Source organism: uncultured Algibacter sp. (assembly GCF_963976535.1).
GTDB lineage: Bacteria > Bacteroidota > Bacteroidia > Flavobacteriales > Flavobacteriaceae > Algibacter_B.
The window spans coordinates 20,119-41,562 of sequence record NZ_CAXBLF010000031.1 but is presented as its reverse complement, the minus strand read 5'-3'; the positions used below and the strand labels follow the sequence as shown (position 1 = coordinate 41,562).

The window sequence follows — 21,444 nt, the reverse complement described above, 5'->3', positions numbered from 1 at the left end:
ATAAATAAAAGAGGCTGTCTGAAAAGTTTTTCGAGTTGTCAGTTTGAGCGCAGTCGAAAACGTTATAATCTTGATTTTCAATGCATTTCGACTGCGCTCAATGTGACAATTTACTCCAAAATTGACTTTTCAGACAGCCTCTTTTTTTTAAGCTTATTTTTTGGGGTATTGTTTCCTAATATTCCAAATCAGTTCCTCCAGACCATTTAACTTCAACTCATAAACCTGTTCTAGCATAGTTCCTAATTTCCCTTTAGGAAACCCTTTATTATGATACCAAACCACATAATATTCAGGTAAATCTATTAAATAACGGTCTTTGTATTTCCCGTAAGGCATTTTAGTATGTGCCAAGTCTATTAGAAATTGTTTATCTGGAAGCATTAATCTACAGATTTGTATTTTGAATAGTTATTAAGTTCAGTATCCACATAAATTTTCCATATGGATTGAGCTTGAAACTTTCTAGAATAATCGGTTTCACTATCATACTTATTTTGCATCTGAGACAATTCTATTTCAATATCATTATGAATTTTCTTTAGCTGCCGCCTAACGCTATTTGAAATCTTAATTTGTCTGATACGATATCTAAATATGCGTGCGTACAATTCAGTAATATCAAAGTGCAATTGTTCATGCTCTAAAATATGGGCATCGGCTTGCTCTGTTTTATACCACGATTGCTCCGGATAAAACTGTGCATGAACTTCTGATGAAAAACTAAGTACGTCATTATTATCAGTTTGCCTAATGGAAAAACCAAAAGTAATTCCTGAAGCTGTTATAGCAACTGCACTATCATTGGTATTAGGTTTTGCTTTAAAATCTTGCCATGTTAAGTTGTAAGTTTCGTTCCAAGATAAAACAGGTTCATCATTTTGAACAAAACCCAAACAACATAATAAAAGAAGGATTCTAATCACAGATTATAAACTATTGAAACATAAAACGGATCCCCTTAAATCTTATTGTTTTACTTCAACAATAGTTAAATCATCATACTTAACAAGATATACCGAATCGTTATAATAACCTCCAAAAAGTTTCTTTTTATAAGCAAACTTATTTTCTACATACTCTGTTAGTGGTGCGTTAATTACGGATGCATATAAATCATCAGAAGAGACTAAACGTAATACCACATCCATGGTTAAATCAAAACCTCTAACCGCTCTCTTATTTGGCGTGATATTATAAAGCTTTTCATACTTTTTAACGAAAGCATTATTATCATTTTCACTGTATTCTTTAGCAGCTGTAGCAAAATGGAATTGTAAACTAGATAAGTGTGTGTTATTTATTTGTTCGCCTTCAAAAGCTGAATTAATATTTGTAGTAACTAGTACAATTTCTGAAGGTTCTTCTTCTGATTCAGGATCTACTTTATTATTTAAAGACGCCAAAACACTTGTGACATTTGAAGCATAACCTTCATTTTGGGTTTCCAAAAACACCATGTTTTTTCCTGGTTTTAACGCCCCTTCAATATCCTCTTTGGTAACGAAAAACTCATCTTTACCCTCTTTGTTTTTTCTAGAATACACCACCTTAGCCCCAATAAATTCGCGCTTAAGCTCATTTGCTACGGTTATATTTTTCGTATCGGCAATTACAATAATATTACCAACCAACGAATCTGATTTCGCAAAATTAATAACCTTATTTTTTAATAAATCATCAGAAGGTCTGGATTGAAACACGTTATCGTACAATTTTAAATCTGTGCCTATTGGCGAAATAACAGGCGTATTATATCGTTTTAATTCCGAAGCCACTTTATTAAAACTTGCAGGTGTTAAAGGCCCAATAACAGCATCAACGTTTTCAAAATCATGTTCCCTTATAATTCTTGAAACTTCGCTAACCTCATATCTCGTATCATAAACATCAACCTTTAAAGAAACACCTAATGATTTCAAAGAATCTAGAGCCATTAAAACACCCGAATGAAAATCAAGAGACACACCTAAATAAGGGTCTTTATTTAAACTCTTTTTAGCATCGGCTATAGAATCAAAATCAACACGATGCATTCTAAAGGGCAGCATAATAGCAATATGCTTTGTTTCATAATCCGAAATACTATTAACCAAATTAACCGCTTCGGATGCGCCTTCAATAACACCTTCTATTGTATCAGAATATGGTATTTTCAAAATCATACCAGACTTTAATCCTGTCTCTTTTAACTCTGGGTTTAAAGCCTCTAATTGGTCTTGTTCTAAATTTAATTTAAGTTTTAAGCGGTAAAAACCCTCTTTTGGCAATACTTTGTAGTAACTATATTTATCGTCAAATTGTTTCTGGGCTTCTTCATCTAAGTTGGGCACATTAATAACTTCACCTTCTTTTAAAATGGCAGCCATATCTGGATTCAAGACTTCTAACTCTTCAACAGTAATTCCAAATTTATATGCAATTCGCCATTTCCCTTCTTTAGGTTCTACCGTGTATTCCTTAGTAGGTTCTACTTCTTCAATAATTTCAGTAATTTTATATTTTGGAATTTGCAGTCTGTCGCCTTTACGTAAAGCGTTTGCATACAAGAACTTATTATATTTCTTTATATCATCCTCAGTAATATTATACTTTTTGGACAAGCTATAAAGTGTTTCTTTTCGCTTAGTTCTATGCTCCTTAAACCCTTGAAGTTCCTTATTTATAGTAACCCTTGGTTTTTTAGCTTTGGAAATAGGAATAATTAAAATCGTATTTGGTTTTAATTCTTTTTTAGCATCCGGATTAAGCCTATAAATATCAAAAGGCGTTACAAAATAGCGCTTTGCAATAGCCTCAATAGTTTCTCCTTTTTTAACCTGATGGGTGCTAAAATTTTGTGCTTCAACTGATGTAAAACCAAATGCTAAAACCAAAATAAGTACTAATAAAAATCTCTTCATGTTGTTTAATCTACAAGATATAAATATAATAAAACCTGACTACTTTAATTATATACGCTTCATTCTTTGTTAAGGATTGAAACAAAATCTTTTTTCTTAATTATTAGCACATAGCATGCCAAAAAAGTTTACAGTCGGCAGTAAGCAGTCTTCAGTAAACAGTCATATACTTATTCTACTATACTCCGAACTGCGACTGCATACTGCATACTACCAACTAAATCATTCCCACTCAATAGTTGCCGGCGGTTTCGAACTAATATCGTAAACTACTCTATTAACGCCTTTAACCTTATTTATTATATCATTTGATGTTTTTTGAAGGAATTCATAAGGTAAGTTTACCCAATCTGCAGTCATACCATCTGTACTTTCAACAGCTCTAAGTGCTACACATTTTTCATAAGTACGTTCATCTCCCATAACACCAACGCTATTTACTGGAAGCAACATAGCTCCTGCTTGCCATACTTTATCGTAAAGTCCCCATTCCTTCAAACCGTTTATAAAAATCGCATCAACTTCTTGAAGCATACGCACTTTTTCAGCAGTAATATCTCCTAAAATACGAATACCTAAACCTGGACCAGGAAACGGATGACGCCCTAATAATTCGGGATCAATTCCTAATGTAGCCCCAACCCGTCTTACTTCATCTTTAAAAATAGCCCGAAGTGGTTCTACAATTTTAAGCTTCATAAAATCTGGTAATCCGCCTACATTATGATGACTTTTTATAGTTGCAGATGGTCCGCCAGTAGCAGAAACGCTCTCTATAACATCAGGATAAATAGTACCTTGAGCCAACCATTTTACATCTTCTAATTTATGTGCTTCATCATCAAAAACCTCAATAAAAGAATTTCCAATGGCTTTACGTTTTTTCTCTGGGTCTTCAATTCCCTTTAATGCATCTAAAAAACGATTGGATGCATCCACGCCTTTTACGTTTAGGCCCATACCTTCGTATTGAGTTAAAACGCTTTCAAATTCATTTTTACGTAATAAACCATTATTTACGAAAATGCAGTATAAGTTTTTACCAATGGCTTTGTTTAATAACACCGCAGCAACCGTAGAATCTACACCTCCAGAAAGTCCTAAAACGACTTTATCGTTCCCTACTTTTTCCTGAATGGCTTCAACTGTTTCTTCAACAAAAGAATCTGGTGTCCAATCTTGATTTATATCTGCAATCTTAACCAAAAAGTTTTCTAATAATTGTTTTCCATCTTTAGAATGATATACCTCTGGGTGAAACTGAATAGCATAAGTAGGTTCTCCTTCTATTCTAAATGCTGCATTTTTAACATCATTTGTACTCGCTAGCAAAACCGCATGTGTTGGTAATGCTTTAATGGTATCGCTATGACTCATCCAAACTTGGCTTCCTTCAGAAATACTAGCAAAAAATGGCTCCCCTTTTTGAATGAAGGATAAATTAGCGCGTCCATATTCTCTCGTGTTTGACGGTGCTACCTCTCCACCTGAGAAATGAGATAAATATTGTGCGCCGTAACAAACGGCAAGCATTGGTTTTTTACCTCTAATATCTGATAAATCAGGATGCAATGCATCTTCTCCTCTTACAGAAATTGGGCTACCAGACAGAATTACTGCTTTGTAATCTGCTATGTTTGTTGGGATTTTATTAAATGGATATATTTCGGAGTATATGTTGAGTTCTCTAACTCTACGGGCAATAAGTTGTGTGTACTGCGATCCGAAGTCTAAAATTAATACCTTGTCATGTTGCATGCGCAAAAATAGGAATTGATTTTATATTGACGAATTATGAATCTCGATTTTTTTAAATTTTTATACCATGGAATCCAAAATGAGTTTTATATCTTTTTCTGTGGTATCTGGGTTTATAAAACAAAAACGTGAAACCGTTTCATAAATATCTCCTTTTTTCCACTTTGTAGGCGTTACCAAAGCAAATCCCTTTTCATGATTTTCATAGGTCCAATGCGTATAATCTTCAGGTTTCCATCCTATTCTTCTATATAAAACACAAGACAAACTTGGTTCTCGTACCAGTTCTACATTTGGATTTTCTTCAATTAATCTACCTGCAATTTGTGCCAATTCAATACCTCTTTCTACAGCTTCCTTATATCTATCTGTTCCATGGGTTGCTAATGAAAACCATAACGGCAAACCACGTACCCGACGCGTGAGTTGTATTTGATAATCGGTTGGATTAAAACCGTGCGCGCCTTCATCTTTAAAAATATCTAAATACGAACCTTGTTGTGAGTGAGCCTTTTTAGCTAATTCAGGATCTTTATATATAACAGCACCACAATCATAGGGAGAAAACATCCACTTATGAGGATCTATGGTTATACTATCCGCCTTTTCTATACCATTAAATAAATGACGCACTGAATCTGCAACTAAAGCTCCACCACCATAAGCAGCATCCACATGAAACCATAATTTTTCTTTATCACATACTTCAGCAATTCCCTCTAAATCGTCTACAATACCAGCGTTTGTTGTGCCTCCAGTACCAACAACTGCAAATAAACGTTGCCTTTGTTGTATTGGCAAATTCTTAATTGTAACTTCTAAAGCCTCTTTTTCTAGTTTATCTTCAGTATCTACTAAGAGTACATCTATATCAGCCACTTTTGCCATAGCTTTAATAGAAGAGTGTGCTCCTATTGATGTAATAATAAGTCCCTTTTCTAAGTTATTTCGCTGTTTTAGGCTACGCCAATATTCTCTAGCTGTAACAATCGCCGAAAGATTAGCAGCTGTTCCTCCACTTGTAAAAACACCAAAAGCACCTTCAGGTAAACCTGTTAAGGATACTATCCATCGCATGGCTTCGTTTTCGCAAAAAATGCCCCCTGCACCTTCCATCCAATAGGCTCCATGAATACTTGAAGCAGACGTAACCAAATCGAACATAACCGCTGCTCGAGTTGGCGATGCCGGAACAAAAGCCAAATGCCTAGGATGGTCAATAGGTACATTACATTTGGTTAAATGTTTCTTCCATAGTTTAAAGGCTTTCTCGCCACCTATCCCATTTTCTGTAATGGTTTCCCCTACTAAAGCTTTAAGCTCTTCTTCTTTTTTGGGCTTACCAATCTTTTGTTTTGTTGAAGAAAGCCTATCTATTACGTACTTCATGACATCCATAGTCATGTCAACTAAATCAATATCTATTTTGTGCATTGTCTATACTGTTAAAATTGTAAACTCATTTTTCAAAGGCTTTAAATTTTCAATTAGATTAGGAATTAACTGCTCCCCATATTCCAAATAAAACTCTGAGAAGTTGGTATTTCGCTCTTGTAAATTACCATTCGGGAATAATTTATTTTGAATATCAGTCATTCTCCCAACTTCATCAGATAGTTTTCTTTTTTGTGCTTTCAGCAAACGTTTTTCAAGATTTTCAAGTCCTTTTAACTGTTTTATTTCTTGAGCTTTTATAGCCCCCAAAAAAGATTTATCAGTTTTTTTTGCAAGATTGAATAAGTTTTCAAACTGTTGTTTTAACTGATTCTTTTGAATTGAAAAATCAATATCAATATTAGATATTTCTCTAACCTTTTTATTAATTAATGCATCCCGCTTTAAGAAAATATCTTCTATAGAAACATCTAGTTTTTTAAGCTTTTTAGCTTGTTTTTCTGTTTGAATTAAAACCGAATTTCTTAATAATAGTATTGGAAAAGTTACTTCTACTTTATCAAAATAATCTTTAAGTTGCATCCAATAAGCTAACTCACCACCACCACCAATGTAACATAGATTAGGCAAAATGACTTCTTGATATAACGGACGCATAATAACATTAGGGGAGAATCTTTCAGGGTGCTCTAAGAGCTCTTTTTGTATCTCACTCTTGCTGAATATAATATCTGTGTTTAGTACTTTATAAACATCATCTTCAAAAACAATACGTTCTCTTAAATTTTTGGCTAAATAAAATAAGTTTATTTCTCTGGGATTAACTTGAATTTTATAATCTTCTGAAATGCTAGATAATTTTACATTCATTTCAGAGACTGCATTAAAAGCGGTTTGATTTAACAATTCTGTTTCAACATGCGAAATAAATAAACGTTTTAATGGCCTCTCATTTGCATCAATAATAACTAAACCATAATCCTTAAATAATTCATTTGCCAAAAATCTTGTAGCATCAGAAAGATTATCATGGTCTAGATATGCTTTCTTAAAAAGTGCTTTTAAATTCTCAGCATTTGTGGTATAGCCTAAATCTTGGGAAAACATTTCTAAAATAGCATCTAAACCTTCGTTAGAAAGTTCTCCAACAGCTCCACCTTCATCTTTACTCCATTGAAATTTCTTTCCTTTAAAACTAAAATAATTAATCTCGTCAAAATCATGGTCTTCAGTTGCCATCCAATAAATAGGTACAAAGTTGTTCTCAGGATACTCTGCCTTCAATTCTTTTGAAAGATTTATAGTAGATACTATTTTATACAGAAAATAAAGTGGCCCTGTGAATAAATTAAGTTGATGCCCTGTTGTTATTGTAAACGTATGCTCAGATTTTAAACTCTCAATATGTTGCTTTGTTAACTGTGAACATTCAACATTTTGATATTGCTTTTTTAAAACTGAAACTAATGTGTTTCTATTTTCTAATGAAAACGACGCCCCTTTTTGTTTTATTTGAGCTTTAAAATTCTCAAGCTTAGGAAAGCGATTGTAAAATGGGTTCAACTGTGGTTTTTCATCTAAATAATCGCAAATTAATGATGAAAAATATCCTGTTTTATTGAATGCTATATGATTATACTTCATGCTTTAACTAAAAATCATGTAAATATACAGCTATTCTATTTTCAGGAATCTAAAAACACTTATAAAGTCCACAACCTAAATTTATTTTTACTTTATTTATAAATTAGCCAACATTATACAAACATTTTAACATGTTAATTAAAACTTAATAAACAATTGTTTTTTAGTTATTTACAACAAAATTTAGTATATTAAACCTATTAATAGCACTAAAAAATAAAGTCATGAAAAAATCAACATTTTACAGTTTGTTTATTGTTCTGACTCTATTTATATTTAATTCTACTTCTATGTTAGCGCAAGATGAAGATTTAGATTTTACAGAGTTACAAGCAAAAGTAATAGACAGCGACACCAAAGCCCCTTTAGTTTTTACTGATATTGTTATAAAAAACTCTAACATTAGTACGGTGACGAATACTGATGGTGAATTTCTTTTAAAAATACCAAATACGCTTTTAGAAGGTCGCATAACAATCTCTCATTTGGGGTATAAAAAAAGAGAACTAAAAATTTTTTCAATAAAGAATCATGAAAAAATAGCACTTACTCCTGCTATGACCCTGTTAAATGAAATTAGCGTAACCACCACCATGAAAGATGCTAGAGAGTTAGTGGAAGAAACGCTTAAAAAGAAAAGTAGTATTTACAATAACAACAATACATTAATGACTGCTTTTTACCGCGAAACTATAAAAAAGCGAAGAAGAAATGCATCGCTTTCAGAAGCTGTTATAAAAATTCATAAACAACCATATAACAATGTAAGAAGAGATCATATCGAATTAATAAAAGCAAGAAAGAATACTGATTATTCCAAACTAGATACTTTAGCTATAAAACTACAGGGTGGACCTTTTAGTAATTTATATACAGATATTATTAAATACCCAGAATTCATTTTTACCCCTGAAGACTTGCCTAAATATAAATTTAGTTATGGTAATTCTACAAGAATAAATGATAGACAAATCTATGTCGTTAACTTTAAGCAAAAAAAAGATAATGGTACTCCTCTTTATTATGGTAAACTATACATTGATGCCGAAACTTTGGCATTAACTAATGCCGTTTATAGCTTAAATGTTTCAAATAGAGAATTATCAAGTCAAATGTATGTTAGAAAAAAACCAAGAAAAGTTGATGTATATCCTACTGAGGCTTCATACCGCGTAAATTATAGAACAACAAAGGGTAAATGGCATTATGCTTACAGCAATATTTCTCTAACTTTTAAAGTAAATTGGAAAGGTAAACTTTTCAATAGCACCTATACTTTAAATAGCGAAATGGCCATTACAGATTGGGAAATTCACGACACTAAACTTGCGAAAATAAGAAGCAAATTAATTCGTCCTACAACTATTTTAAGTGAAAAAGCTTCAGGTTTTTCAGATCCAAGATTTTGGGGAGCATATAATATTATTGAACCTGAAAAATCTATTGAATCTGCTATCAAAAAAATACAAAAGCAGTTAAAACGTACTTAAAAAGTAATCTTTAAGTATTAGAAACAATTATTTATAAATCTCGAAGCAGTATAAAATACATACTGTTTCGGGTTTTTTTTTGAATTATTTTCAACTAACATTCTTTATACGCCAAGAATTCATATAATTAAAATGACTTGTGTCTTTTTTATAAAATACCAAAAAGATGACTGCTTAAATTCCATATATTGCCCCTTTTTTAAAATAAAAAAACACACTAACAACTAAACTCATCTAAACAACAAATAACTTATTCATGGAAGAAGTAGCGGTCATTGTAATTGAACAAAAAGAACTTATCTCAGCCATTGATACCGTTTGGGTATCAATATGTGCAGCAATTATATTTTTAATGGAAGGCGGGTTTGCACTTTTAGAGGCAGGTTTTGTGCGTTCTAAAAATGCTATGAGTATTATAGCTAAGGTTTTTATAGATATAACATTTGGCGGCATAGCATTTTTTATGGTTGGTTTCGGAATTGCTTATGGAGCTTCTAACGGATGGTTTGCCTTTGACACAGGGATTACTGAAAACGATTTAGGTTTAGGTCTTACTGTATCAAACAAGTTATTTTGGTTTATTCAATTAGGTTTTGCTATAGCTGCTATATCAATAGTTTCAGGTGCAGTTGCAGAAAGAATGAAAGTATGGGCTTATGTCATTTATGTTTTTATCTTTTGTTCAATTTTGTACCCTTTGGCGGCAAATTGGGTTTGGAACCCCAATGGATGGCTCGCATTAAGAGGGTTTAATGATTTTGCTGGATCTGCCGCAGTTCATGCTATGGGAGGATTCGCAGCATTAGCCGCAGCTATTGTTCTTGGGCCTCGTCTTGGGAAATATAACCAAAACGGTAAACCCGTGGCTATTCCTGGTCACAATTTACCACTGGCTGCTGTTGGCGGTTTTATATTATGGTTTGGTTGGTTTGGGTTTAATCCAGGATCAACACTTGGAGCCGTAGGTAATTGGGAATTAATAGGAACTATTGCTACAAATACATTTTTAGCTTCTGCTGCTGGAGGAATTTCAACCATATTTTACACTTACTTCAAATATGGGCAAATTGATATTACCATGACTATAAATGGTGTGTTAGCAGGTCTAGTAGCTGTAACAGCGGGCTGTAATGTTGTAGATTCTGGTTCTGCTATAATTATAGGGTTGATTGCCGGCGTTTTAGTAGATATGGCGGTACTTTATATTGACAAAATACAAATTGACGACCCAGTTGGAGCCATTGCGGTTCATGGGGTTAATGGATTATTTGGTACTATAGCCGTTGGCTTATTTGCTTCTGAAGATGGTTTATTCTTTGGCGGCGGTACCGGTTTATTAGCTACGCAAGCCATTGGCGTACTTGTTATTGGTTCTTTTTCTTTTATTGTTACATTTATTATAATGAAAATTATGAAGAAAACTATTGGTATTCGTGTTAATCGATCTGAAGAAAGTGCTGGCATTGATGCCGTTTCGTTTGGTGTTGAAGCTTACACCACTTTTGAATAAACAAGTTAGAGACTAAAAATTTAAACATTACAGTGATGAAAAAAGTAGAAGCTATTATAAGACCCTCAAAATTAAAAGCTGTACAACGTGGATTAAAAGAAGCTGGTATTCCATGCTTAACAGTTGTGCCTGTAAAGGGAACAGGGTTACAAAAAAGTTACTCTGAACGTTACCGGGGTACTGAACAATCTATGATTTTAAAAACACGCATTATGATTATGTGTATTGTAAGTGATGATAATCTAGAAAAATGTATCGAAACTATATTAGACAATAGTTCAGAAAATAGTGTTGGAGATGGTAAAATTTTTATTTACAATGTTGAAGAAGCTATAAGAATTAGAACCAGGACTAGAGGCAGTGAAGCTATTAAATAATTTCTTTTTAATCTACAACTAATAACCTTGTAAGTATAGGTTCATGATCAGAGATTTTTAAGTCAAAATTCTCATGGCTAAAAACTTCAAAACGATTATCAACTAATATATAATCTAACCGGAAAGGATAATTGAAAAGAGGATAAGTTGCACCAAATCCTGAACCAGCTTCAATAAAAGTATCTTTTCTTGAATCCTTCAATGTATTGTATGAGGATGAAAACTGAGTACTATTAAAATCTCCACTTATGATGACTTTGCCTTTAAATTTATCAATATGCTCTTTTATCAAAACAGCTTGCTCCTTTCTAATTTTTTCAGCTTTACCAATTCGTGATCTTAGAAAATTAAAACTTGTTGGTTCACTGTAATAATGAAAATTTTTTGGGACTTTAAAAGATTCAAGATGCAAATTATAGACTCGTATTATTTCTTTATTAAAAGTTAAATCAACATACATGGCACCATTGGATGAGTTTGGGAAAGTTATGTACCCCTTATCTATAATAGGATATTTCGAAAATATTGCCATTACTGATTTATTGAAAGTAAATATATTAGTTTTAAACCAATACGGATAATTGCCAAAATACTTATATTTAATAGCAGAAAACTCTTGAATACAAAAAATATCGGGGTTAGTATTATTTATGAAATTTACAATTGGGTCATCTGTATCAAATTTACGTTCATCATAATCATTTTCATCATAATCATGCTTAAAACCATTAGTATTGAATGATAATATAGATAGAGCGTCTAGTTTTAATGACGTTTTATTAAAATTAGATGCCACAGGCAAATTAAGTTGTAAAAATGAATCAAAACATAAAAAATATAGGATTACACCAAAAAAAGAAAGCAAAAAAGCTTTCTTTTTTTTAAATAACCAATAGATCCCAAAAATTAAATTTAAAACTAAAAGTGTTGGGATAATAAGAGTAAAAATAAATGAGACAAGATTATCTGCTAAAAAAATAAAAAAACAACCAAATATTAAAAGAACACTTGGTAACAAGGTTATGGCAAGACCTAACTTTTGTATGATTAATTTAAGTCTTCGTGACAAGTTATAATTTTTTAAAATAATGTTATTTGCCCTTCATCTTCAATATCTAAATTATCAGTATCTGAATCAGTATTTGAAGATTTACTTTTAGTTTCAGTCAAGACTTCTTTTTCATCAATCACTTCTAAATCATCAGCATGAACTTCTTCTGGAGCTTCATAAGGCAAAGGTTCTAAAAGGTTAACCTGATTTACTTTGTCTTTAGTTAATTGGTTTCCTAATGCACTTATCCCTTTTATGGTAATAAATTCCTCAAGATTAATTTCCAAATTATCTTTACGTTCTTTACCACGTTCTTTTGCAAAAATAATTTCTGCCATCGGTTTCCAATCCGTAGAAACAATTTCTAATTGCGAACTTGGATGTTCAGAAATAAAAGATTCTTCTCTTCCTTCTTGGTCTATTAAAAAACGTTTTACATAATACAATTCTTTTTCACCATTAAAATAAACTGCAGAAATAGGCTTTTTAGGAACCCATTTCTCCATGACTATCATATCATCATCAAAATGCATAGTCACTTCTGGAGTTACTGTTTTAACAATACCTGACTGATTTATAATAAGCAATTTATCTTCACCTCGAAATTCTCCTATCAACTCTCCTCTGCCATCAACATTTAAACGCTGAACCGTATCATCAAACCAAATTCTTCGCGGTTTTAAAGTAGAAACTCCTTTTTCTTTTAACTCTACACGCTTCACTGTGAATTTAGTAACTAAATTACCTTTGGAAACACGACCTTTTATTAGGATATCGGCAAAATCAATATCCCATTTCAGCTTTTTGACACTACCTGTTTGCCGTAAATTAATAGTAACAACCTCAGCTTCCCCATTAGGGTTTGCAGAGAAATACAAACTTACAGAACCTTTGTTTCCATTCGTTAAATCGTACTCTCTATCTCGTGTAATAGAGGTAACGGCAAAACGCTTTATATATGAAGGTCCGCCTTTTCCATCGCGGTAAATCATATTGTAAATAGTACGTTTGTCCTTTTTCTTGAATACAGCAACGTGAATAATATCTTTGCCTACAAAGGTTTTAGAATCTACTTTAGTAACCATCATTTTACCTTCTTTGGTAAATACGATAACATCATCAATATCGCTACAATCGCCAACGTATTCATCACGACGCAACGCCGTTCCAATAAAGCCTTCTTCCCTATTTACGTAAAGTTTTGTGTTACGGATAATAACTTTTGTTGCATCTACATCATCAAAAGTTCTTATTTCTGTTTTACGTTCGCGTCCTTTACCATAGTCTTTTTTAAGCCTTTTAAAAAATGCAATAGCATAATCGATTAAATGCTCTAAATGATTTTTCACTTCTGCAATTTGTTCTTCTAATGCATCAATTTTTTGTTGCGCTTTATCAATATCAAATTTTGAAATCCGTTTGATTCGTATTTCTGTTAAACGTGCAATATCTTCTGTTGTTACAGCACGCTTTAAATGTGTTATATGAGGTTTTAGTCCTTTATCAATTGCATTTATAACGCCATCCCAAGTTTCTTCTTCTTCAATATCACGATAAATTCTATTTTCAATAAAAATACGCTCTAAAGAAGCAAAATGCCATTGTTCTTCAAGCTCACTAAGTTTAATTTCTAATTCTTGTTTTAAAAGCTGAACCGTATTATCTGTAGAACGTCGCAGCATTTCTGTAACACCAATAAACAGCGGCTTATTATCTTCAATAACACAGCCTAATGGCGAAATTGATGATTCGCAACTGGTGAATGCGTACAAGGCATCTATGGTTTTATCTGGAGATAAGCCTGATGGTAAATGCACCAAAATCTCAACTTCGGCAGCCGTATTATCTTCAATCTTTTTTACCTTTATTTTACCTTTATCATTGGCTTTTAATATAGAATCTATTAAAGATGATGTTGTGGTTCCAAAAGGTAATTCGGTGATAACCAGTGTGTTTTTATCTAATTGTGAAATTTTGGCGCGTACACGAACTTTACCACCTCTGTTTCCATCATTATAATTTGAAAAATCGGCAATTCCTGCTGTTGGGAAATCTGGTAAAATTGTAAATCTTTTTCCTTGTAAATACTTGATTGAAGCATCAATGAGTTCAATAAAATTATGTGGCAAAATTTTAGTTGACAACCCTACAGCTATTCCTTCGCCTCCTTGGGCTAAAAGTAAAGGAAACATAACTGGCAAGTTTACGGGTTCTTTTCTACGTCCGTCATAACTGGATTGCCATTCGGTAATTTTAGGATTAAAAACAACATCTAATCCAAACTTAGAAATTCGTGCTTCAATATAACGAGATGCCGCTGCTCGGTCTCCTGTTAAAATATTTCCCCAGTTTCCTTGGGTATCAATTAACAAATCTTTCTGACCAATTTGTACCATAGCATCAGCAATACTCGCATCACCATGCGGATGGTATTGCATAGTATGCCCAACGATGTTTGCTACTTTGCTATAGCGACCATCATCAAGATCTTTCATAGAATGCATAATACGGCGCTGCACGGGTTTAAAACCGTCTTCTATGGCTGGTACAGCACGCTCTAAAATAACATACGATGCGTAGTCTAAAAACCAATCCTTGTACATACCAGTAATTCTGGTAATGGTTTCTTGGGGCTCATTATGTTCGTTTTCTAAATCGTCGTTTTGATCTTCTGCCATTAAAAACTCTTAATTTTTTGGTTTTCCATTAAGATATGTTCTTCCCTTTTTTTTATTCTTGATATATAACATTTTAGTTTTGTTTATGAATTCCTGCTGTAATGTCTTTCAAGACAAACTATTGCAGAAATATTATTAATTTAGCTTTCCTCGATAATATCCAATTCAACCTTCAAATTATCAATAATAAACTCTTGACGAGTTGGTGTGTTTTTCCCCATATAGAAAGATAACAAGTCTTCAATAGACATATTATCATCTAACATGATAGGGTCTAAACGAATATCATCTCCTATAAAATGTTTAAACTCATCTGGCGATATTTCACCTAACCCTTTAAATCTAGTGATTTCTGGTTTTGGTTTAAGCTTTTCTATAGCATTCCGTCGTTCTTCTTCAGAATAACAATAAATAGTTTCCTTTTTATTTCTAACTCTAAATAATGGTGTTTGTAATATATATAAATGCCCTTGTTTTATAACTTCAGGAAAAAACTGCAGGAAAAATGTAATGAGCAATAAACGAATATGCATTCCATCCACATCGGCATCTGTTGCAATTACCACATTGTTATAACGCAAATCTTCTAGAGATTCTTCAATATTTAAAGCGGCTTGCAATAAATTGAACTCTTCATTTTCATAAACAATCTTTTTACTAAGTCCGTAGCAATTTAAGGGTTTTCCTTTTAAACTGAATACCGCTTGCGTATTTACATCGCGAGATTTTGTAATACTTCCAGATGCAGAATCTCCCTCGGTAATAAAAAGTGTTGACTCTAAATTACGTTCGTTTTTAGTATCACCAAAATGTACGCGGCAATCACGTAACTTCTTGTTATGAAGACTTGCTTTTTTGGCTCTATCTTTTGCTAATTTTCTAATTCCCGATAGCTCTTTTCGCTCACGTTCTGCTTGTAATATTTTACGTTGAATCTTTTCAGCTGTATCTTGATTTTTATGTAAATAGTTATCCAGTTTTGTTTTTAAAAAGTCATTAATATGGGTTCTCACTGTTGGTAAATCACCACCCATGTCTGTAGATCCTAACTTGGTTTTTGTTTGGCTTTCAAAAATGGGCTCCATCACCTTAATGGCTATGGCACTAACTACAGATTTTCTAATATCTGAAGCATCGTAATTCTTCCCGTAAAATTCACGAATGGTTCTAACTAATGATTCTCTAAACGCATTAAGATGTGTGCCTCCTTGCGTGGTGTTTTGACCATTCACAAAACTATTATACTCTTCGCTATATTGTGTTTTACTGTGTGTTAGCGCCACTTCAATATCCTCTCCCCTTAAATGAATAATTGGATACAACAAATCTGTTTCGGCAATTTTCTCGGCTAGTAAATCTTTTAAACCATTTTCGCTATAATACTTTTCACCGTTAAAAACTATGGTTAAACCTGGGTTTAGATACACATAGTTTTTGAGCATTTTCACAACATACTCACTTCTATATTTATAGTTTTTAAAAATGACATCGTCTGGAATGAAAGATACTTTAGTACCTTTTCGTCTTGATGTATCTTTTAATAATTCTTCATTGGTTAAATTACCTTGTGCAAATTCAGCGGAAGCACTTTTACTATCTCTTGTAGATTCTACTCTAAAAAATGATGATAAGGCATTTACAGCTTTAGTACCAACACCATTTAATCCTACCGATTTTTTAAACGCTTTAGAATCGTACTTTCCTCCAGTATTCATTTTGGAAACTACATCTACCACTTTCCCTAACGGAATACCTCTTCCATAATCACGTACCGTAACTTTAGTGCCTTGAATGGAAATTTCTATAGTTTTCCCAGCTCCCATCACAAACTCATCTATAGAATTGTCTAAAACTTCCTTAAGAAGAATATAGATACCATCATCTGGTGAAGATCCATCACCGAGTTTTCCAATATACATTCCTGGACGCATTCGGATATGCTCTTTCCAGTCTAATGAACGTATATTATCTTCGGTATATTTGGTTTCTTGCGCCATTTATTTAATAGAAAATTTAGTGAGGGGATGCTAATATAGTGTAACCTTTCAAAAAATAAAACAGCTATGTTACAAAGTAATTAACAATATATATTAATAAGTCGCAGTCGCAGTTTTCAGTCGCAGTGGCTATACTCTACAAATTAAAACTTTAATCATCATTTGCAAATTTTTACTTTTTTATGGACACCAACAAAATAGTAACAACAACTATCAAAGCACCAAATAATTACAACAGAGTAAGCCTTTCATTTAAAAAAATTGCTGCTAAAACAATAGTAGAAATTGGCTCAATACCAGCCAAAATTGCAAAGTTTGAATAACTAATTATTTTTGTAGAAGCAGACACTAAAAAGGAAGGAATTATGATGTTCAAACCTCGAAATAAAAAATTTCTTGAAGGCGACTATCCCCGAGGCAAGCCATAAGAGTATCTAGCCAACTTCATTTTAGTCTTGGGACCAAAAACAAAAATTTTATATTTTGCCCCACCCAGAATTGCGAAAAGGCAATTCCGACCTCCCCAAAAGGGAGGTGCATTCGGAAACCCCGAGGTAGAACAGTCGGGGAATTGTTTAGAATAAAAATAAGGTTTAGCTAAAAAACTAAACATTAAACAAGAAGTGCATCACATCACCATCTTTAATAATGTAATTCTTTCCTTCCACACGCATTTTACCAGCTTCCTTAACCTTGGCTTCACTACCAAAAGTTACATAATCATCATAACCAATAACCTCAGCACGAATAAAGCCTTTTTCAAAATCGGTGTGAATTACACCAGCTGCCTGCGGTCCAGTAGCACCTATATCTACAGTCCAAGCGCGGACTTCTTTTACACCAGCTGTAAAATAAGTTTGTTGGTTTAGTAATTTATATGCAGAACGAATTAACTTAGCAGCACCCGGTTCATCTAAACCTATATCTTGCAAGAACATTTGGCGCTCTTCGTAATCATCTAATTCATTAATATCGGCTTCTGTACCTACGGCTAAGACTAAAACCTCTGCACTTTCATCTTTAACAGCTTCCTTTACTTGCTGTACATAATCATTTCCTGAAACTGCCGAACCTTCATCTACGTTACACACATACATAACCGGTTTATCTGTAATAAACTGTGAAGGTTTTACATAATCATTATAATCGTCTTCATTAAACTCTAAAGCTCTAATTGAGATTCCTGCTTCTAATCCCGCTTTTATTTTTAGTAAAACAGCCTCTTCTTTTTGAGCCTCTTTATTTCCTGTTTTTGCTGCACGTTTTACTTTATCTAACTTCTTTTCAGCAGTTTCTAAATCTTTAAGTTGTAATTCCATATCGATGGTTTCTTTATCGCGAATAGGATTTATATTACCATCAACATGAACAATATTATCGTCATCAAAACATCTTAAAACATGCAAAATCGCATCCGTTTCACGAATATTAGCTAAGAATTGATTTCCTAAACCTTCACCTTTACTAGCACCTTTAACCAATCCCGCAATATCTACAATCTCTACAGTAGCAGGTAAAACACGCTCTGGATTTACCAAAGATTCTAATTTTTCTAAACGCGGATCTGGCACATTTACTACACCAATGTTAGGTTCAATTGTGCAAAATGGAAAGTTTGCACTTTGCGCCTTCGCATTCGATAAACAATTAAATAAAGTTGATTTTCCTACGTTTGGGAGTCCTACGATGCCTGCTTTCATTTTTATAATAATTTTGCGAGTGCAAATATAGACTATATTGATAGTATTTTATGCTTTTTTTAATTGAAAATCCTCAATAAAAAACACAATATCACCCCAATACGCTTAGAAATTCTCCTGATAGTGTTTAGATATTAATAAAACTTTAACATATATTAGCATTAACTAACTCAAAATTATTAAGAAATGAAGAACATTTATTTTTATTTATTTTTTTTAACAGCGTCATTTACATTTGCACAAAGCAATGTATCTGGCATTGTGACTGACTCCAATGGTGTAGGTATTCCTGGAGTAAATGTTATAGAACAAGGCACTACAAATGGAACAACCTCAGATTTTGATGGAAACTATTCAATAACAGTTAATGCAAATAGCACATTAGTATTTAGTTATGTTGGCTATAGCACTACAAAAGAACCTGTTAATGGGCGTGCTCAAATTAACGTAACTATGGTTGATGGCGCAGCTTTAGACGAAGTTATTCTTGTAGGATCAAGAAGTCCTAAACGAACTGCGGTAGATACAGCAGTAGCCATCGACGTTATTGATGTTGCTGAATTAACTACTCAAGTTGGAAAAGTAGAACTTAATGAAATGCTTCAGTATGCCGCACCTTCATTTAATGCCAATAAGCAATCAGGGTCTGATGGTGCAGACCATGTTGATCCAGCATCGTTACGTGGTTTAGGACCAGACCAAACCTTAGTACTTATTAATGGTAAACGCAGACACCAATCATCTTTAATCAATATTTTTGGAACTAGAGGTCGTGGTAATACTGGAACAGACCTTAATGCGATTCCAGCGTCATCTATAAAAAGAATTGAAATTCTTAGAGATGGGGCATCAGCTCAATATGGATCAGACGCTATTGCGGGAGTTATTAATATTGTTTTAAAAGATAATGTTGGAGAACTTACTGGAAGTGTAAACTATGGCGCGTATAGTACAAATGCCGATGTGGATACCAGCGCTTTTGGTGAATATGGATCATGGAATACAGATGGTTTTAGATTAGATACGGAAAGAGATGGCAATGCTATTGGTAACGATCAAAATTTTGATGGAGGTTCCGTAAAAATAACCGCTAACTATGGATTTCAGATTGGAGAAGAAGGTTTTGCAAACTTCACTACCGAATATTTAAGTAAAAACAAAACCTTACGTCCTGCTTTCGATTTTAGAAAAGGCTTCGGGGAAGCTGCTATAGATGGATTTAATTTCTTTGGAAATATGGAAATTCCTGTTTCTAAGAATACGGAATTTTATGCTTTTGGTGGTCGTAATTATAGAGATACTGATGCTTATGCCTTTACAAGAAATGGTGGTGAGCGTGTTGTAGAATCTATTTACCCTAATGGCTTTACACCTAGGATAACATCTATTATTACGGATAATTCTATTTCTGCGGGTATAAGAACAATCACTGATAGCGGTTGGAAAATAGATATTAGTAATACATTTGGAAAAAACATCTTTCACTACTTTATAAAAGGAACACTCAATGCGTCTTTAGAGGACATTTCTCAAACAGATTTTGATGCAGGTGGTCATAGCTTAAGTCAAAACACGATTAACTTTGACTTCTCAAAGTACTATGATGATGTTTTAAGCGGGATGAACTTAGCTTTCGGTGCTGAGTATAGAACAGAAAACTTTACCATTTTTGCAGGTGAAGAAGGCTCTTATGGCACCTATACAGAAGAAGGTATTTTAATTACAGATCCAGCTAACCAAACACAAGCTGAAGACGACTTTGGGAATACTCGCCCTGGAGGTTCTCAAGGATTCCCTGGGTACGGACCAGCAAATGTGGTAGATCGAAGCAGAAGTAACTTATCACTTTATGCAGATGCGGAATTCGATCTATCGGAAACATTTTTATTAAGTGCAGCAGCACGTTTTGAAGATTTTAGCGATTTTGGTAGTACTATCAATGGTAAGTTAGCTGCTCGTTTAAAAGCCTCAGATAATGTTAACATTCGTGGGTCATTAAGCACAGGCTTTAGAGCTCCTTCATTAGCGCAGATATATTACAACTTACGATTTACAAACTTTGTAGGCGGGCAAGCTTTAGAGTCCTTATTATCACCAAATAATAGCCCTGTAACCGCTTCTTTTGGTATCGGACCATTAAGCGAAGAAAAGGCATTTAATTCCGCACTTGGTTTTACCGCTAAATTTGGAGACTTTACTGCTACAGTTGATGGTTATTATATTCAAGTAAAAGATAGAATTGTACTCACAGGTAATTTTGATGCGCCTCAAATTGATAATGTAGAAGCTGCTCAATTTTTTGCCAATGGCGCAGATACAAAAACCACTGGGCTTGATGTAATCTTGTCTTGGAAAACCAGCTTAGGACATGACAGCTCTTTTGGAGCTACTTTTTTAGGCAACTTTAACGATATGAAAATTGATAAGGTGAATAATGGTAGCTTAGACGAACAAACCTTTTTTGGTGAACGTGATAAAGCTTTTTTATTAGCCTCTGCGCCAAAAAGTAAAATGAGCTTAAACTTAAACTACGATAAAAAATGGTTTGATGCCGCTTTAACATTTACGCGCTTTAGTGAAATAGAATTACTGGATTTTCAAACCTTTGAAGATCCTGCTGATTATGGTGGTTTTGATCAACTTATTACTGCTGCAACCGATACCTATGGATCAAAAATGGTTACAGATCTGAATTTAGGATTTGAATTATCGGAAAGTTTAAAACTTAATGTTGGCAGCAACAACTTATTTAATATTTACCCAGACCAACAAGATGATTGGACAGAAGCTGGTGGCTACTGGGATTCTGTACAAATGGGATTTGGTGGTGCGTATTACTATGCTAAACTTAATTTCACATTCTAAACCTTTCATATTTTAAAAGTTATAAAAAAACCGAGTTTATAGCTCGGTTTTTTATTTATTTAACTTTATAACATTA

The 21,444-nt window shown here is 33.3% G+C and carries 15 protein-coding genes; 4 read left to right on the top strand and 11 right to left on the bottom strand.

Going from position 1 to position 21,444, the window contains the following annotated elements; translation table 11 throughout:
- Window positions 1-153: 153 nt before the first annotated feature.
- The 6 genes from AAC024_RS09870 to bshC form a co-directional block, all read right to left on the bottom strand.
- Window positions 154-384, bottom strand: a complete 231-nt coding sequence (locus AAC024_RS09870) for a DUF3820 family protein (protein WP_339895219.1) — start codon at window positions 382-384, stop codon at window positions 154-156.
- On the bottom strand, window positions 384-926 hold the full coding sequence (locus tag AAC024_RS09865; RefSeq protein ID WP_339895218.1) for a DUF922 domain-containing protein: 543 nt from the start codon (window positions 924-926) through the stop codon (window positions 384-386). Before AAC024_RS09865 ends, AAC024_RS09870 begins: the two co-directional genes overlap by 1 nt.
- 42 nt (window positions 927-968) lie before the next feature.
- Window positions 969-2,903, bottom strand: coding sequence for a LysM peptidoglycan-binding domain-containing protein (locus AAC024_RS09860; protein WP_339895217.1), 1,935 nt, complete (start codon window positions 2,901-2,903; stop codon window positions 969-971).
- Window positions 2,904-3,125: 222 nt separating this feature from the next.
- On the bottom strand, window positions 3,126-4,661 hold the full coding sequence (gene guaA / locus AAC024_RS09855) for a glutamine-hydrolyzing GMP synthase (RefSeq protein ID WP_339895216.1): 1,536 nt from the start codon (window positions 4,659-4,661) through the stop codon (window positions 3,126-3,128).
- 60 nt (window positions 4,662-4,721) lie between these two features.
- Complete coding sequence (locus tag AAC024_RS09850; RefSeq protein WP_339895215.1) at window positions 4,722-6,095, bottom strand: aminotransferase class V-fold PLP-dependent enzyme; 1,374 nt, start codon at window positions 6,093-6,095, stop codon at window positions 4,722-4,724.
- 3 nt (window positions 6,096-6,098) lie between these two features.
- Window positions 6,099-7,700: a bacillithiol biosynthesis cysteine-adding enzyme BshC gene (bshC, locus tag AAC024_RS09845; protein ID WP_339895214.1), complete on the bottom strand. Its 1,602-nt coding sequence runs from the start codon at window positions 7,698-7,700 to the stop codon at window positions 6,099-6,101.
- 224 nt (window positions 7,701-7,924) lie between these two features.
- Between bshC and AAC024_RS09840 the strand changes: the two genes are divergently transcribed.
- The 3 genes from AAC024_RS09840 (at window position 7,925) to AAC024_RS09830 (ending at window position 11,077) form a co-directional block, all read left to right on the top strand.
- A complete protein-coding gene (locus tag AAC024_RS09840; RefSeq protein WP_339895213.1) occupies window positions 7,925-9,190 on the top strand; it encodes a carboxypeptidase-like regulatory domain-containing protein in 1,266 nt (421 codons plus the stop codon).
- A 256-nt stretch (window positions 9,191-9,446) separates the two neighbouring features.
- Complete coding sequence (locus AAC024_RS09835; protein ID WP_339895212.1) at window positions 9,447-10,700, top strand: ammonium transporter; 1,254 nt, start codon at window positions 9,447-9,449, stop codon at window positions 10,698-10,700.
- Between the two features lie 35 nt (window positions 10,701-10,735).
- Window positions 10,736-11,077 (top strand): P-II family nitrogen regulator, encoded by a 342-nt coding sequence (locus tag AAC024_RS09830; protein WP_339895211.1) that lies wholly within the window; start codon window positions 10,736-10,738, stop codon window positions 11,075-11,077.
- A 7-nt stretch (window positions 11,078-11,084) separates the two neighbouring features.
- Here AAC024_RS09830 and AAC024_RS09825 read toward each other — a convergent pair whose 3' ends face one another.
- The 5 genes from AAC024_RS09825 to ychF form a co-directional block, all read right to left on the bottom strand.
- Complete coding sequence (locus AAC024_RS09825) at window positions 11,085-11,873, bottom strand: endonuclease/exonuclease/phosphatase family protein (RefSeq protein ID WP_339895210.1); 789 nt, start codon at window positions 11,871-11,873, stop codon at window positions 11,085-11,087.
- A 284-nt stretch (window positions 11,874-12,157) separates the two neighbouring features.
- Window positions 12,158-14,806 (bottom strand): DNA gyrase/topoisomerase IV subunit A, encoded by a 2,649-nt coding sequence (locus AAC024_RS09820; protein ID WP_339895209.1) that lies wholly within the window; start codon window positions 14,804-14,806, stop codon window positions 12,158-12,160.
- A 140-nt stretch (window positions 14,807-14,946) separates the two neighbouring features.
- On the bottom strand, window positions 14,947-16,803 hold the full coding sequence (locus AAC024_RS09815; protein ID WP_339895208.1) for a DNA topoisomerase IV subunit B: 1,857 nt from the start codon (window positions 16,801-16,803) through the stop codon (window positions 14,947-14,949).
- A 229-nt stretch (window positions 16,804-17,032) separates the two neighbouring features.
- A complete protein-coding gene (locus tag AAC024_RS09810; protein ID WP_339895220.1) occupies window positions 17,033-17,152 on the bottom strand; it encodes a hypothetical protein in 120 nt (39 codons plus the stop codon).
- A gap of 256 nt (window positions 17,153-17,408) precedes the next feature.
- A complete protein-coding gene (ychF, locus tag AAC024_RS09805; RefSeq protein WP_339895207.1) occupies window positions 17,409-18,503 on the bottom strand; it encodes a redox-regulated ATPase YchF in 1,095 nt (364 codons plus the stop codon).
- Window positions 18,504-18,689: 186 nt separating this feature from the next.
- Between ychF and AAC024_RS09800 the strand changes: the two genes are divergently transcribed.
- On the top strand, window positions 18,690-21,368 hold the full coding sequence (locus AAC024_RS09800) for a TonB-dependent receptor (RefSeq protein ID WP_339895206.1): 2,679 nt from the start codon (window positions 18,690-18,692) through the stop codon (window positions 21,366-21,368).
- Window positions 21,369-21,444: the final 76 nt, after the last annotated feature.

Excerpts from the sequence above, each read along its gene's own strand:
- AAC024_RS09870 (WP_339895219.1), bottom strand. The coding sequence starts at position 384 with ATGCTTCCAGATAAACAATTTCTAATAGACTTGGCACATACTAAAATG.
- AAC024_RS09860 (WP_339895217.1), bottom strand. The coding sequence starts at position 2,903 with ATGAAGAGATTTTTATTAGTACTTATTTTGGTTTTAGCATTTGGTTTT.
- guaA (WP_339895216.1), bottom strand. The coding sequence starts at position 4,661 with ATGCAACATGACAAGGTATTAATTTTAGACTTCGGATCGCAGTACACA.
- AAC024_RS09850 (WP_339895215.1), bottom strand. The coding sequence starts at position 6,095 with ATGCACAAAATAGATATTGATTTAGTTGACATGACTATGGATGTCATG.
- bshC (WP_339895214.1), bottom strand. The coding sequence starts at position 7,700 with ATGAAGTATAATCATATAGCATTCAATAAAACAGGATATTTTTCATCA.
- AAC024_RS09840 (WP_339895213.1), top strand. The coding sequence starts at position 7,925 with ATGAAAAAATCAACATTTTACAGTTTGTTTATTGTTCTGACTCTATTT.
- AAC024_RS09835 (WP_339895212.1), top strand. The coding sequence starts at position 9,447 with ATGGAAGAAGTAGCGGTCATTGTAATTGAACAAAAAGAACTTATCTCA.
- AAC024_RS09830 (WP_339895211.1), top strand. The coding sequence starts at position 10,736 with ATGAAAAAAGTAGAAGCTATTATAAGACCCTCAAAATTAAAAGCTGTA.
- AAC024_RS09820 (WP_339895209.1), bottom strand. The coding sequence starts at position 14,806 with ATGGCAGAAGATCAAAACGACGATTTAGAAAACGAACATAATGAGCCC.
- AAC024_RS09815 (WP_339895208.1), bottom strand. The coding sequence starts at position 16,803 with ATGGCGCAAGAAACCAAATATACCGAAGATAATATACGTTCATTAGAC.
- ychF (WP_339895207.1), bottom strand. The coding sequence starts at position 18,503 with ATGAAAGCAGGCATCGTAGGACTCCCAAACGTAGGAAAATCAACTTTA.
- AAC024_RS09800 (WP_339895206.1), top strand. The coding sequence starts at position 18,690 with ATGAAGAACATTTATTTTTATTTATTTTTTTTAACAGCGTCATTTACA.